Here is a 13,132-nt window from a genome sequence, read left to right on the forward strand (position 1 = left end):
GAATGAAACCCCAAACCCCGGGAAATGCGTCCAAGGCGCGAGCGGTTCGGTCAAAGATGCTGGAAGTCGCGAAACGGGTCAACCGCGCGGGCACGGCGGGCGTCAATATGATCCCTCTTGCACGCCGCGCGCGCAGCGGTTAAATCGACCCCCGCATCGCCTCAATAGCTCAGCTGGTAGAGCAGGTCCTTCGTAAGGACAAGGTCGGGGGTTCGAGTCCCTCTTGAGGCACCATTCTCAGGTACTGCAAGGATTGTCAGACGGTTGTGCCTTTCAGGCGAATGGCCGTGCCCAGGCTGCCTGCACAGAGGCCCACAACGACGGCAATCATCAGTTCCAGCATCTCGACATTGGCAAATTGCCAATGCGCGAAGATCAGTGTTTCCATTACACCCACCAAACCGCCCATGACGGCGCCAAGCCACAACCGGCGCGTCATCATGCCCAGGGCCAGACCCAGGATGCCGGGCAGGCTGAGGATATTGCCGCCAATGGTTCCGAGAATATCTAGCATCTTGCCCTCGCCTCAGTCAGTTTTCTGGTTCAGGAATGTGCGGATGTCGTCGCCAGCCGCCGCGTGTTTTTCCAGCGGGCTGCCGGCTTTCGCGCTCAGCGTGTCAGTGACTTTCTGGTACTCCTCCAGATATCCCGGCGGAAGACTGTGGGCGATGCCCTGATGGCAGTCGATACAGGTCATGCCGGTGTCGATCGCGCGCTGGTGTTCGCTTGCAGCGCGGTTTTCCTGAAGGGTGAAATCCATGTAGTCAAAGTTGTGACAGTTGCGGCATTCGCGGCTGTCGGATTCCTTCATCTTTTTCCAGACGGCCGAGGCCATGCTCAGGCGGTGGGCCTCGTATTTTTCGGGCGTGCTGATGGTGCCTGCCAGTTCGTGATAGACGTCCTTGACGGCCATGATCTTGGCCTTGATCTTGTGGTTCCATTCATGCGGGACGTGACAGTCGGAACAGATCGCACGAACGCCCGAGTGGTTGTTATAGTGGATGGTCTCGCGATACTCGCCCAGATTGACCTCCATCGTGTGACACGAGGTGCAGAATTCTTCGGTGTTGGTCAGTTCCAGCGTCCAGTGAAACCCGCCCCAGAACAGGATGCCCGCCAGAAACCCGGCAAGCAGGGTGAAGCCGACGCTCAGCGCGGCGATCGGGCTCCAGAACCAGTCCCAGAGGCGTCGGATGAACCCGCGTTTGTCTTGGGAGTTGGCCATATCGCGTGCTCCTTTCTCGATCTGAGGTTAGTTGTCGGAGGAGGGGACAAACACGTTTTCGACCAGCGGCGGCGTGTCGGCCTGCGGCACGTGGCACTGGTTGCAGAAATACCGTGTGCCCGCGATATGATCCAGTTCGCGCCCTTCGCGGTCCAGATAATGGGTCATAGACAGGGTTGGCGCATTACGTTCCCCCGCCTTGGTCCAGTCATGGCAGGACAGGCATTGATTGGTGCGCGTATCGATCTGGTATTGCTCGACCGAATGCGGGATCAGGGGTGGTTGCTGGCGATAGTTGCGCTGCATCCGGCCTTCGACGTTGCGATGGACCTGATCGAGGATGGCAGGTTCGTCCACTTCAGCCCCGCGCAGGGTGCTGACCGAGGTGGATTGCGCCAGTGCCAGTCCTGCGACAAGAAGCGGAGGGATCAGGGCAAAACCTAAAAACGTCGATTTTTTCATCTTCGTATTCCTTCCACTTATGCCCGCTCGACCTTGCAGGCGCATTTCTTGAAGTCGGTTTCTTTCGACAATGGGCAGGTGGCGTCGAGCGTCAGTTTGTTGGTCAACTGCCCCTCATCGAACCACGGCATAAAGACCAGCCCGCGCGGCACCTTGTTGCGGCCCTTGGTTTCGACGCGGCTTTTGACCTCGCCCCGGCGGGTCGACAGCATGATCTCCTGCCCGCGACGTACACCGCGTTCTTCGGCGTCCTGGGGGTGCATATAGACCACGGCGGCGGGGTAGGATTTGTGCAATTCCGGCACCCGGCGCGTCATCGAGCCAGAATGCCAGTGCTCCAGCACGCGACCGGTGCAGAGCCACAGATCGAACTCTTCATCTGGCTCTTCGGCGGCGGGCTCGTATGGGGCAAAGATGATGTTCGCCTTGCCGTCCTTCTTGCCGTAGAACTTCACACCTGCGCCTGCGGGCACGTATGGGTCGTACCCTTCGCGGAATCGATAGAGCGTTTCCTTACCGTCCACGACGGGCCAGCGCATTCCTCGCACCTCGTGATAGGTTTCGAACGGGGCCAGATCGTGCGCGTGGCCGCGCCCGAATTCGGCATATTCCTCGAACAGACCTTTCTGGACGTAATAGCCGAAATGCTCGGATTCGTCGTTGTCAAAGCCTTCGGCAGTTTCCGATAGCGGGAACTGATCGACGGTGCCGTTGGCAAACAGAACGTCATACATGGTCTTGCCGCGATGTTCGGGCATCTTGGCCAGTAGTTCCTCGCCCCAAACCTCTTCGACCGCGAAGCGTTTCGAGAATTCCATGACCTGCCAAAGATCCGATTTCGCCTCACCCGGCGCCTTGACCTGCTGCCGCCAGAACTGTGTACGGCGTTCGGCGTTGCCATAGGCGCCTTCCTTCTCGACCCACATGGCGGTGGGCAGGATAAGGTCGGCAGACAAGGCCGTGACCGTCGGATAAGGGTCCGACACGGCGATGAAGTTTTCGGGGTTGCGATAGCCGGGATAGCCTTCTTCGTTGATGTTGGGCGCCGCCTGCATGTTGTTGGTGCACTGCACCCAATAGGCATTCAGATCGCCATCTTTCAGTTTGCGGTGCTGTAGCACGGCGTGAAAGCCGGGCTTGGGCGGGATGGTGCCCGGGGGGACCTTCCACGCGGTCTCGCAGATCTCGCGGTGCTTGTCATTTGCCACGACCATGTCGGCGGGCAGACGATGTGCAAAGGTGCCTACCTCACGCGCCGTCCCACAGGCCGAGGGCTGACCGGTCAGCGAGAATGGTGAGTTACCCGGTTCAGCAATCTTACCGACCAGCAGGTGCACGTTATACATCAGCGAGTTTACCCAGGACCCGCGCGTATGCTGGTTGAACCCCATGGTCCACAGGCTCATGACTTTGCGAGTCGGGTCGGCATATTGCTGCGCGAGCTTTTCAAGCTTGTCCGCCGGAACGCCAGACAGTTCCGACGTATATTCCAGCGTATAGGGCGCGACCGCTTCGGCGTATTCTTCAAAGCTGATGGTTTCCAGCTTACCGGAATTCGGGTTCTCGGCCTCTTGCTGCAGCGGGTTGGTTTCCCGCAGGCCATACCCGATATCGGTCGCGGTCTTGGTGATGTTGACGTGGTTGCGAACAAAGAACTCGTTCACCGCGTTGTTCTGGATGATGTAATTGGCGATATAGTTCAAGATCGCCAGATCGGTTTGTGGCGCAAACACCATGCCATTATCGGCCAGCTCGAACGAGCGGTGTTCATAGGTCGACAGTACATGCACCTCGCAGCCTGGTTTGGTCAGGCGCGTGTCGGTCAGGCGCGACCACAGGATCGGGTGCATCTCGGCCATGTTCGAACCCCAGAGCACGAAAGTATCGGCGGCCTCAAGGTCATCATAGCAGCCCATCGGCTCATCAATGCCGAAGGTGCGTATGAAGCCCACAACCGCCGAGGCCATGCAATGCCGCGCGTTAGGGTCGATATTGTTTGACCGGAACCCTGCTTTCATCATCTTGGCGGCGGCATAGCCCTCCCAGACGGTCCACTGGCCCGAGCCGAACATGCCCACGCTTGTCGGGCCCTTCTTGGCCAGCGCTTCTTTCCATTTGGCGGCCATGACGTCAAAGGCTTCATCCCAGCTGACCGGCTCAAACTCGCCATTCTTGTCGTATTCGCCGTTTGTCTTACGCAGCAACGGTGTGGTCAGCCGGTCCTTGCCGTACATGATCTTGGACAGGAAGTAGCCTTTGACGCAGTTCAGCCCGCGGTTGACCGGCGCGTCAGGGTCGCCTTGGGTTGCCACCACCCGACCATTCTTGGTGCCGACCAGAACCGAGCATCCGGTGCCACAGAACCGGCAGGCCGCCTTGTCCCAACGAATATCGGGGGTGCCGATTTGCGCATCTGCCTGCCCTGTTGCCAGCGGCAGGCCCGCGGCTGATGCGGTTGCTGCTGCAGCGGTGGATTTCAGAAAGGTCCGGCGGGATTCAGAGATGGTCATGACTTGGGTCTCCGGCGTTATGTCTGGCGAGAAGCGTTGAGATGCGGACGGGTCTCCGCAAGGTCTTCGAAATGGTGATAGGTCAGCGACAGAGAGATCACGCCCGGGATCTGGTGCAGATCCATGATCGTCTCGGATGCGAGGCGTTCGGGGGTATCTTCAACAACGACAACAAGGCGTCCGTCGTCAGTGGTTGCGTGTACTTCGGCCCCGCCGACGCTGTTAATCGCGTCTTTCGCGCGTTGGGTTATGTCCGGTGTTACATGGACAAGGCAGCCGCAGATGTTCACTGAATGACCTCCTGACCCGATTGAGCGGGGCGATTGAAGCTGACAGCCCCTACGGGGCAAGCGCTGGCGCAGGCACCGCAGCCGATACATGCGTCAGCATCCAGCACCGGTTCGGAACACCCGCCAAGCTGAGGGCGAAAGCGCAATGCGTCCTGGTCGCAGGCGTCTTGACAGACCCGGCAACTGACGCCGTTCAATGACAGGCAGGATGCGCCAAGCGTGGCCCGCCAGGGCCAGTCGGTCACCTTCTCGGGATCCAGAGCACCGGTTGGGCAGGCTGTGGCACAGTCCCCGCAAAAGGTGCAGGGGCCGGTGTCAAAACGAACCTCGGGCCAGCCGTGCGCATCGATTTCAATGATATTCTGCGGGCAGGCTTCAACGCAGGCGTCGCAATTGTGACAGAGATCGTAGAAGTCATCGCCCAAGGCACCGGGTGGCCGGATTGCGGTCCGGTCCGGTCGCAAAACTTTGCCACGTAAAAATGCGCGTCGGCTGGCGAGCTTGTTCATTGGCTTGCTACCTTCAGGTGGACAGGCAGCGCTGCGGATGCCCGTTCGCAAGCACTAGTCTAGCACGAAGGGGCGTGATTTGACCTAGATCATTTTAAGATAATATTGATTTAATCAAAAATATGAATGTGAATTCAACAATATCAATGACCTGTTCGTTTCAGGTACGGGTCCAAATAGGCCAGAAGCGCTCAGGCCCGCTTCTCATTGATCGACGCCACGCCAAGCACCGACAGAACTTTGGCTTCGATCTGTTCGGCATTCATGCCGGCGGTTGCATACATGTCCGCGGGGCTGGACTGATCGATAAACGTATCCGGCAGAACCATTGACCGGTATTTCAGCCCCTGATCGAAAACGCCCTCATCCGCCAGCAATTGGGCCACATGACTGCCAAAGCCGCCAATGGCCCCTTCTTCGATCGTAATCAGGGCCTCGTGCCCAGCCGCCAGTTCAAGGATCATGTCTCGGTCCAGTGGTTTGGCAAACCGTGCATCTGCTACTGTCGGAGTGATACCACGCGCCGCCAGCGCCTCGGCTGCTTTCCGAACCTCAGCCAGACGTGTACCGAAGGACAGCAGGGCAACGCGCGCGCCCTTTTGGATCAGACGACCCTTGCCAATCTCAAGCCTCTCGCCACGTTCGGGCAGATCGACGCCCACGCCTTCGCCGCGCGGATAGCGGAACGCAATCGGACCATCATCATGCGCGGCGGCGGTGGCCACCATATGCATCAGTTCCGCCTCATCCGCGGCGGCCATGACCACCATGCCCGGCAGGTTGGCCAGATAGGCGATGTCGAACGATCCGGCATGTGTTGCGCCATCGGCCCCCACCAGACCTGCACGGTCTATCGCAAAGCGTACCGGCAACCGCTGGATGGCCACATCATGCACGACCTGATCATAGCCCCTTTGAAGAAAGGTAGAATATATCGCGCAAAAGGGTTTCATCCCGCCCGCAGCCAGCGCCGCCGAGAAGGTCACGCCATGCTGTTCGGCAATGGCCACGTCGAAACAGCGCGACGGATAGCGTTCGGCAAAAAGGTTCAGCCCGGTGCCATCAGGCATCGCAGCGGTGACGGCAACAATCTTGTCATCGCGCGCGGCCTCATCCACCAGCGTCTTGCCAAAAACCGAAGTATAGGACGGCGCGTTTGAGGGCGCTTTTTTCTGCTCTCCGGTTACCACATCGAACTTGGCCGTCGCGTGGCCCTTGTCCCGCGCCTGCTCTGCCGGGGCATAGCCCTTGCCCTTTTTGGTCAGGATGTGGATCAGGATCGGCCCGGTCGCGCGCGCTTTGACGGTTCGCAGAACCGGCAGCAGCTGATCCATGTCATGCCCGTCGATGGGGCCGAGATAGGAAAAGCCCAGCTCTTCAAACAGAGTCCCGCCCACGGCCATGCCTTTCAGCATTTCCTTGGCGCGTTTGGCCCCCTCGCGGAAGGGTTCCGGCAGCAGTGACACTGCGCCTTTGGCGGCCGCTTTCAGATCGTGAAACGGTTCTTCGGCATAGATGCGCGACAGGTATGAGGACAATGCGCCAACCGGCGGGGCAATGCTCATCTCATTGTCATTGAGGATCACGATCAGGCGTTTTTTCAGGTGGCCTGCATTGTTCATCGCCTCAAATGCCATACCAGCGGACATCGAGCCATCGCCAATCACCGCAATCGCATCGCCCAGACCTTCGGGTGTCACCCCGCCCAGATCACGCGCCACGGCAAACCCCAAAGCTGCGCTGATCGATGTGCTGGAATGCGCCGCGCCAAACGGATCATAGGGGCTTTCACTTCGCTTGGTGAACCCGCTCAGGCCGTCCTTCATCCGCAGGGTGCGGATACGGTCACGGCGTTCGGTCAGGATTTTATGCGGGTAACACTGATGCCCCACGTCCCAGACGATCTTGTCGCGGGGCGTATCGAACACGGCATGAAGCGCTGTGGTCAGTTCAACCACGCCCAGCCCGGCCCCCAGATGGCCGCCGGTCTCCGACACCGCCGAGATCGTTTCGGCCCGCAATTCATCCGCCACCTGACGCAATTGCGTGTCCGACAATTGCTTCAGATCAGCCGGGCGGTTCACAAGATCCAGCAGTGGCGTTTGCGGGCGTTCAGACGTCATGGTTGGCGCGTTCCTTGCGGCTTAGCTGTCCCGGGCAATAACGAAGCGGGCGGCGGCGTTCAAGGTTTCCGCCCGTGGGCCAAAACACTCAAGCGCAGCACAGGCCTGATCCACCAGATCGCCTGCGCGGGCCTTTGCGGCGTCCATTCCCAGCAGAGACACAAACGTCGCCTTTCCCGCCGTAGCGTCTTTCTGCAGGCGCTTTCCGGCCTTTTTGGCGTCACCCTCAACATCAAGAATGTCATCGGCAATTTGAAAAGCAAGCCCAAGGGCTTGGGCAAATCGGCGCAGGGGCTCGGGATCGGCCCCCGCCAGACGAGCCCCGGCACAGGCCGACCATTCGATCAATGCCCCGGTTTTTCCAGCCTGCAAATGTGTGATTTCTTCCAGCGTCAGCGGATCGGTTGCGGTTTCGGCAGCGATGTCCAGCGCCTGCCCCAACACCATACCCTGTGCCCCGCTTGCTTTGGCCAATGTCAGAGCCAGTTCCGTGCGGATTTCGGCATTCCCAACCTCGGGCCGGGTACAAAGCTCAAAAGCCATCGTCTGCAACGCATCGCCCGCCAGAACGGCGGTGCCCTCATCCCATTTCACATGCACCGTCGGTCGCCCGCGCCGCAGGTCGTCGTCATCCATGCAAGGCAGATCGTCATGCACCAGCGAATAAGCATGCAGCGCCTCGATCCCGGTTGCAGGCCAGATCGCCTGCGCCGGATCGACATCATGCAAGCGTGCGCTTTCCAGCACCAGAAAACCGCGCAGCCTTTTGCCGCCTTGTGTCGCATAGGCCATCGCACGGGTCACATCCAGATCGTCAAGCGCGCCTAGAATCAGATCAAACTGCGCCTGAATAAGCGCCGCATCCTGCGCCAGCCTTTCGCGAAACATCTACTGACCTTCGACAGGTGCCGTTCCGGTCGGCTGACCGTCTGCGTCCAGAGTGATCGCGGCGACTTTTTCTTCGGCCCGCTTCAGCTCATCCTCGCAGCGCTTCTTCAGCGCCGCTCCGCGCTCATACAACGCGATGGACTGGTCCAAAGCCACATCCCCACGTTCAAGCTGCCCGACCACGGCCTCAAGCTCTTTCATTGCTTGTTCGAATGTCATCTGTTCGACTGGAGTATCGGTCATCGGGCTGCCTTTATCAGTTCTTCCACATGGGCGCGCGTTGCATCGGCCAGCGCGTTCAGATCATACCCGCCTTCCAGAGTCGAGACGATACGCCCTTCACACATCTCATCAGCGATCTTGCACAGCTCTGCCGTGATCCACGCGAAATCGTTAGTGGACCAGTTCAGATTGGCCAAAGGATCGTCCTGATGGGCATCGAACCCGGCCGAGATGATGATCAGTTCCGGTTTGAACGCCCGCAGGCGGGGGAAAGCCTGCGTTTCATATGCCGCCCGCATCTCAGCTCCACCGGTTCCCGGTGCCAGCGGCATGTTCAGAACGGTCTCAAATGCTCCGGTTTCGTCCGCGCGCCCCGATCCGGGCCACAAAGGCATCTGCTGGCTGGTGATGACCAGCGCACGCGGTTCTTCCCACAGTAGATCCTGCGTCCCGTTGCCGTGATGCACGTCGAAATCCACAACCGCGACGCGGCTCAGCCGATGGTGGTCCAACGCATGTTTAGCTGCAAGCGCGGCATTTCCGAACAGGCAGAACCCCATCGCTGTTTCACGCTCGGCATGGTGGCCGGGAGGGCGGATTGCGCAGAATGCATTCCCCACCTCGCCACTCAGGACCAGATCAACGGCCCGCACCGCTGCCCCCGCCGCGCGATAGGCCGCGTCGACCGAGCCTGCAGACATGAACGTGTCCCCGTCAATCTGCGTGAACCCGTCAACCGGCCTTGCCCGCCGAATCTCGTCGATATGGTTTTGTGGATGAACCCGCAACAGATCGTCGTCCGCCGCCATCGGGGCCGTGCGCCGATCCAGCTCCAAAGGCTCTAGCACGTGCAAAATATGCTCCAGCCGCGCAACCCGCTCGGGATGGCCCTCGGGTGTCACATGTCCCAGGCAATCAGCATGAGTCAAAAGGGCGGTGGTCATCGGGATCCAATCTTCATCTGTCCAAAAATATCCTCGCCGAAGGCAAAAACCGCCGCGCAGCGGCTAATCAATCCGGTGCCAGCATATAGCCGGCGCCCCGCACCGTCTGCAAATACCGAGGCTGCTTGGGATCCTGTTCGATCTTCCGCCTTAGCCGAGTTATCTGCACATCCACCGCCCGTTCCTGCGCCTGCCCCTTGTCGCGGCCCAGATCCTCGACCAGTTTTGCGCGACTTATGGGTTCCCCGGGCTGAGCCGAGAAGATCTTCATCAATTGGCTCTCGGTCGCGGTCAAACGCACGGGATCTTCACCCTGCCACATCTCTCCACGTTCGATGTCATAACGGATCGGGCCCAAATGCAGTATCTTCGCCGCTGTGTCTTGCGCCGGGGTCTCGGGCATCCGCCGCAAGATGGCATTGATCCGCAAAAGCAGTTCCTTGGGCTCGAACGGTTTGGCCAGATAATCATCCGCCCCAGCCTCTAGCCCGGCAATCCGATGCTCGGTCTCACCTTTGGCGGTCAAAAGCAGGATAGGCGTCGTGTGGGTCTCGCGCAAAGCACGGGTCAGGCTGACGCCATCCTCGCCGGGCATCATTACATCCATCACGATCAGATCGAAATCCAGACCCGACAGAACGCGTCGCGCATGAGCCGCATCGCGGGCTGACGTCACCAGAAATCCGCTGCGCATCAGGAATTTCTTGAGCAGATCCCGAATGCGCTCGTCATCGTCGACAATCAGAAGATGGGCGTCCAAATCGCTCATGACGTGGTATCTCGCAGTTTCGTATATGCACGACGCATATCAGCATCCATCATCGCTTCAAGCACTTTGCGAAAGCCAGCCACCGCTTCGGGGCCCGCATCTTTGAAGGCCGCGCGCATCCGGGCGCGTTGGGCGTCGGATAGGGTGGCCTCAAGCGCCTCGCCTTTCTCTGTTAGAAATAGGTGGCGTTCACGTTTGTCCACCTTGCCGACGCGGCTTTCGACCAGCCCGTCCTCGATCAGCGTTCGCAGCACCCGGTTCAAGGACTGCTTGGTCACGCCCAGAATGGCCAGCAGGTTGTTCACCGTGGTCCCTGGCGCGCGGTTGATAAAGTGAATCGCCCGGTGATGGGCGCGGCCATAGGCCATTTCCGACAGGATGCGATCTGGATCAGCCGTAAAGCCGCGATAGGCAAAAAACATCGCCTCGATACCCTGCCGCAACTGCTCATCTGTCAGAAATAACAGGCTTTCTCCGCCAAAGACCGGGGCGGGACGGATTTCGGACATAACGGGCCTCATTCGTAATATGGGTCGAGTTTATGTCAGCCTTATTGACATTCCAAGAGCGCACAGGTATCGAATCGCAGTTTTTGCGCAACAATATGTCCGGTGCGGACCTATCCGGCGCAATTTTTGGCAATTCGCCCGGGGCAGGAGGGTCTTATGGCAGGGTATGACGATCGTGATGGGGTCATCTGGATGGATGGCAAACTGGTGGACTGGCGTGAGGCCAATGTGCATATCCTGTCCCATGCGATGCACTATGCCTCGTCCGTGTTCGAGGGCGAGCGCGCCTATAACGGCAAGATTTTCAAAAGCCGCGAACATTCTGAACGCCTGATCGCCTCGGCCAAGGCGCTGGATATGCCTATGCCCTATGATGTGGACCAGATCGAGGCCGCCAAGGAAGAGGCGCTGCAAGCCAGTGGCCTGCAGGATGCCTATGTCCGCGCGCTTGTCTGGCGCGGTTCGGGCGAGGATATGGGCGTAGCTTCTGCGCGCAACCCAGTGCGCATGGCCATCGCCGTGTGGCCATGGGGGGCCTACTATGGCGACGCCAAAATGCAGGGCGCCAAGCTGGATATCGCCGAATGGAAACGCCCAAGCCCCGAAACCATCCCGGTTCATGCCAAGGCGGCGGGTCTTTATATGATCTGCACCATCTCCAAGCACAAGGCCGAGGCCAAAGGCTGCTCGGACGCGCTGTTCATGGATTTCAATGGCAATGTGGCCGAAGCGACCGGAGCCAACGTGTTCTTCGTCAAGGATGGAGAAGTGCACACCCCGCTGGCCGATTGCTTCCTGAATGGCATCACCCGCCAGACCGTGATCGGGATGCTGAAAGACAAGGGCATCACCGTCCACGAACGCCGCATCAAGCCTGAGGAAATGGCCGATTTCGAACAATGCTGGCTAACCGGCACTGCTGCCGAAGTCACCCCTGTTGGTCAAATCGGCGACTACACGTTTGAGGTCGGCGACCTGACCCGTGAGATTGCTGAAGACTACGAAAAGCTGGTGCGCGCCTAACCCAGGACCTGCATTTACCCCCGATTTCTCGGGGGTAATTGTTGCGGAGAGTGCAAATTTTCGTGCAATTCGTCCCAGGGTGTGGACGATCGCGTCGCGCGCGGTATCTTTGGTCTATGTTGGACCTTCTCAGCGATATCCTCACGCGCCTGTCCTTGCGCGGCACATTCTATTTTCGAACCTCCTTTACGCCACCCTTTGGCATTCAGGTTCCGGAGTTCGAAAACGTAGCTCGGTTTCACTTTGTGCAACGCGGCGAGCTGAAGGTGCATGTGTCATCCTCTGGCGAAACGCTTCGCTTACGGCAGGGTGATCTGATCCTTATTCCGCATGGGGCCCCTCATGCATTGCTGTGTAATGAGGTCAAGCCGCTTGAGGCGCTGCCGCTGGAACAGGTGCTTGAGATCGCGGGCTATAAAGGCGGTGGGGTTCTGGTTTATGGCGGTCGGGATGAAGGCCGAGATACGCAGTTGATCTGCGGTCATTTCTCATTCTCGGGCCCGGCACGCCGTTCCGGGGCGGGGCACATGCTGATTGACCGGCTGCCGCCCTATATCCTGATTGAAAATTATGGGGAAGAGGCCGGTGCCTGGATCGAAGCCACGCTGCGCATGATTGGTTCAGAAGTATCGGGTGCGCGGATCGGTGGCGATCTGATCGCCCTGAAGCTGTCCGAGGTCCTGTTTGCCCAAGCCATCCGTGCTTATCTTGAACATCAAAGCCCCGATGACGCAGCACTGGCCGGATTTGCCGACCCCCGCATTTCGCGCGCTCTTACGGCCTTTCATCAAGGCCCGGCCGAAGATTGGAGCGTAGCAACACTCGCCCGCGAGGCCGGGATGTCGCGTACGGCCTTTGCCCAATTATTTGCGGAAAAGATGGGCACAACGCCTATGCAGTATCTGACGGATTGGCGGATGCAAATCGCTTGTCACGGCTTGATTGAAGCGCGCTGGAACGTGGCGGATGCCGCCGCCGAGGTTGGCTATGCGTCTGAGGCCGCCTTTTCGCGTGTCTTCAAGAAACAGATTGGTGTGTCCCCGGCGGCATATCGGGCAATGAATTGATCTGTCCAATACCCCGAACGATCTGCAATTTTTCATAGACGATCTGGGCTGCTGCGTTCAGGATCGCTGTCCTATCCTTGGGGTGTCACACTTTGAGGAAAGGAAACAACATGTCTCTGCGTTTCGTGACTCGTAATATTCACGCCTATCTCGATTACCCTGTCGCCATCGCGTTGATGGGGCTGCCGTTCGTGCTGGGTCTGGGGCAATCCAACCCGCTTGCGCTTTGGTTGTCGGTGGTAACGGGCGTGGCCGCTTTTGTGCTAACCGTTCTGACCGATCATCATCTGGGGATCTGGCGGGTCTTGTCCTACAGGCTCCATCTTGCCGTGGATCTTCTGGTTGGCATCACATTTCTATTGGCCCCCAGCCTGTTCGGGTTCTCGGGCATCGACGCCCTTTTTTACTGGGTGAACGGAGCCGCTGTAGTGGCCGTGATTTCGCTAAGCGCCCCCGAGCAAGGTGTCACTGCCTGAGTTAAGCAGGTGAGATGGCACATTTCTAAATTAGGGTCGTCTGGTTTCTATCAGGCGACCTGATTTTGTTGAATATTCCGACAAAAAAATTCAGATAAAGGCGACGCCAGGTGCC

Annotated in this window: 16 protein-coding genes and 1 tRNA gene; 5 read left to right on the top strand and 12 right to left on the bottom strand. The window is 59.0% G+C overall.

Going from position 1 to position 13,132, the window contains the following annotated elements; all coding sequences use genetic code 11:
* The first annotated feature begins 2 nt into the window (after window positions 1-2).
* Window positions 3-143 (top strand): hypothetical protein, encoded by a 141-nt coding sequence (locus ACR0FG_RS11485; RefSeq protein WP_170711118.1) that lies wholly within the window; start codon window positions 3-5, stop codon window positions 141-143.
* 15 nt (window positions 144-158) lie between these two features.
* Window positions 159-234: transfer RNA gene (locus tag ACR0FG_RS11490), tRNA-Thr, on the top strand.
* Between the two features lie 22 nt (window positions 235-256).
* On the opposite strand, the gene ACR0FG_RS11495 is transcribed toward ACR0FG_RS11490, so the two are convergent.
* The 12 genes from ACR0FG_RS11495 to ACR0FG_RS11550 form a co-directional block, all read right to left on the bottom strand.
* Entirely contained in the window at window positions 257-514 is a 258-nt protein-coding gene (locus tag ACR0FG_RS11495) for a hypothetical protein (RefSeq protein WP_170711117.1), read from the bottom strand.
* A 12-nt stretch (window positions 515-526) separates the two neighbouring features.
* Window positions 527-1,225 (bottom strand): NapC/NirT family cytochrome c, encoded by a 699-nt coding sequence (locus ACR0FG_RS11500; protein WP_480893087.1) that lies wholly within the window; start codon window positions 1,223-1,225, stop codon window positions 527-529.
* A gap of 27 nt (window positions 1,226-1,252) precedes the next feature.
* Window positions 1,253-1,687: a nitrate reductase cytochrome c-type subunit gene (locus ACR0FG_RS11505; protein WP_170711115.1), complete on the bottom strand. Its 435-nt coding sequence runs from the start codon at window positions 1,685-1,687 to the stop codon at window positions 1,253-1,255.
* Window positions 1,688-1,704: 17 nt separating this feature from the next.
* Window positions 1,705-4,197 (bottom strand): nitrate reductase catalytic subunit NapA, encoded by a 2,493-nt coding sequence (gene napA, locus ACR0FG_RS11510; RefSeq protein ID WP_480893089.1) that lies wholly within the window; start codon window positions 4,195-4,197, stop codon window positions 1,705-1,707.
* Window positions 4,198-4,214: 17 nt separating this feature from the next.
* Window positions 4,215-4,487, bottom strand: coding sequence for a chaperone NapD (locus ACR0FG_RS11515; protein WP_480893090.1), 273 nt, complete (start codon window positions 4,485-4,487; stop codon window positions 4,215-4,217).
* A complete protein-coding gene (gene napF, locus ACR0FG_RS11520; RefSeq protein WP_480893091.1) occupies window positions 4,484-4,996 on the bottom strand; it encodes a ferredoxin-type protein NapF in 513 nt (170 codons plus the stop codon). Before napF ends, ACR0FG_RS11515 begins: the two co-directional genes overlap by 4 nt.
* Before the next feature lie 191 nt (window positions 4,997-5,187).
* A complete protein-coding gene (gene dxs / locus ACR0FG_RS11525) occupies window positions 5,188-7,119 on the bottom strand; it encodes a 1-deoxy-D-xylulose-5-phosphate synthase (RefSeq protein ID WP_480893093.1) in 1,932 nt (643 codons plus the stop codon).
* Between the two features lie 21 nt (window positions 7,120-7,140).
* A complete protein-coding gene (locus ACR0FG_RS11530; RefSeq protein ID WP_480893095.1) occupies window positions 7,141-8,007 on the bottom strand; it encodes a polyprenyl synthetase family protein in 867 nt (288 codons plus the stop codon).
* A complete protein-coding gene (locus ACR0FG_RS11535) occupies window positions 8,008-8,250 on the bottom strand; it encodes an exodeoxyribonuclease VII small subunit (protein WP_170711109.1) in 243 nt (80 codons plus the stop codon).
* Window positions 8,247-9,173 (bottom strand): histone deacetylase family protein, encoded by a 927-nt coding sequence (locus ACR0FG_RS11540; RefSeq protein WP_480893097.1) that lies wholly within the window; start codon window positions 9,171-9,173, stop codon window positions 8,247-8,249. Before ACR0FG_RS11540 ends, ACR0FG_RS11535 begins: the two co-directional genes overlap by 4 nt.
* A 67-nt stretch (window positions 9,174-9,240) precedes the next feature.
* On the bottom strand, window positions 9,241-9,942 hold the full coding sequence (locus ACR0FG_RS11545; protein WP_170711107.1) for a response regulator: 702 nt from the start codon (window positions 9,940-9,942) through the stop codon (window positions 9,241-9,243).
* On the bottom strand, window positions 9,939-10,451 hold the full coding sequence (locus ACR0FG_RS11550; protein ID WP_170711106.1) for a MarR family winged helix-turn-helix transcriptional regulator: 513 nt from the start codon (window positions 10,449-10,451) through the stop codon (window positions 9,939-9,941). Before ACR0FG_RS11550 ends, ACR0FG_RS11545 begins: the two co-directional genes overlap by 4 nt.
* 156 nt (window positions 10,452-10,607) lie before the next feature.
* On the opposite strand from ACR0FG_RS11550, the gene ACR0FG_RS11555 reads away from it, so the two are divergent.
* From ACR0FG_RS11555 to ACR0FG_RS11565, 3 genes are all read left to right on the top strand, one after another.
* The gene (locus ACR0FG_RS11555; protein ID WP_480893098.1) at window positions 10,608-11,474 is read left to right on the top strand and encodes a branched-chain amino acid aminotransferase; all 867 of its coding nucleotides are present in this window, start codon (window positions 10,608-10,610) and stop codon (window positions 11,472-11,474) included.
* 116 nt (window positions 11,475-11,590) lie between these two features.
* Complete coding sequence (locus ACR0FG_RS11560) at window positions 11,591-12,541, top strand: AraC family transcriptional regulator (RefSeq protein ID WP_480893100.1); 951 nt, start codon at window positions 11,591-11,593, stop codon at window positions 12,539-12,541.
* A 110-nt stretch (window positions 12,542-12,651) separates the two neighbouring features.
* Complete coding sequence (locus tag ACR0FG_RS11565) at window positions 12,652-13,017, top strand: SPW repeat domain-containing protein (protein ID WP_480893101.1); 366 nt, start codon at window positions 12,652-12,654, stop codon at window positions 13,015-13,017.
* Window positions 13,018-13,132 lie beyond the last annotated feature (115 nt).

It is taken from the genome of Ruegeria sp. E1 (assembly GCF_056534225.1).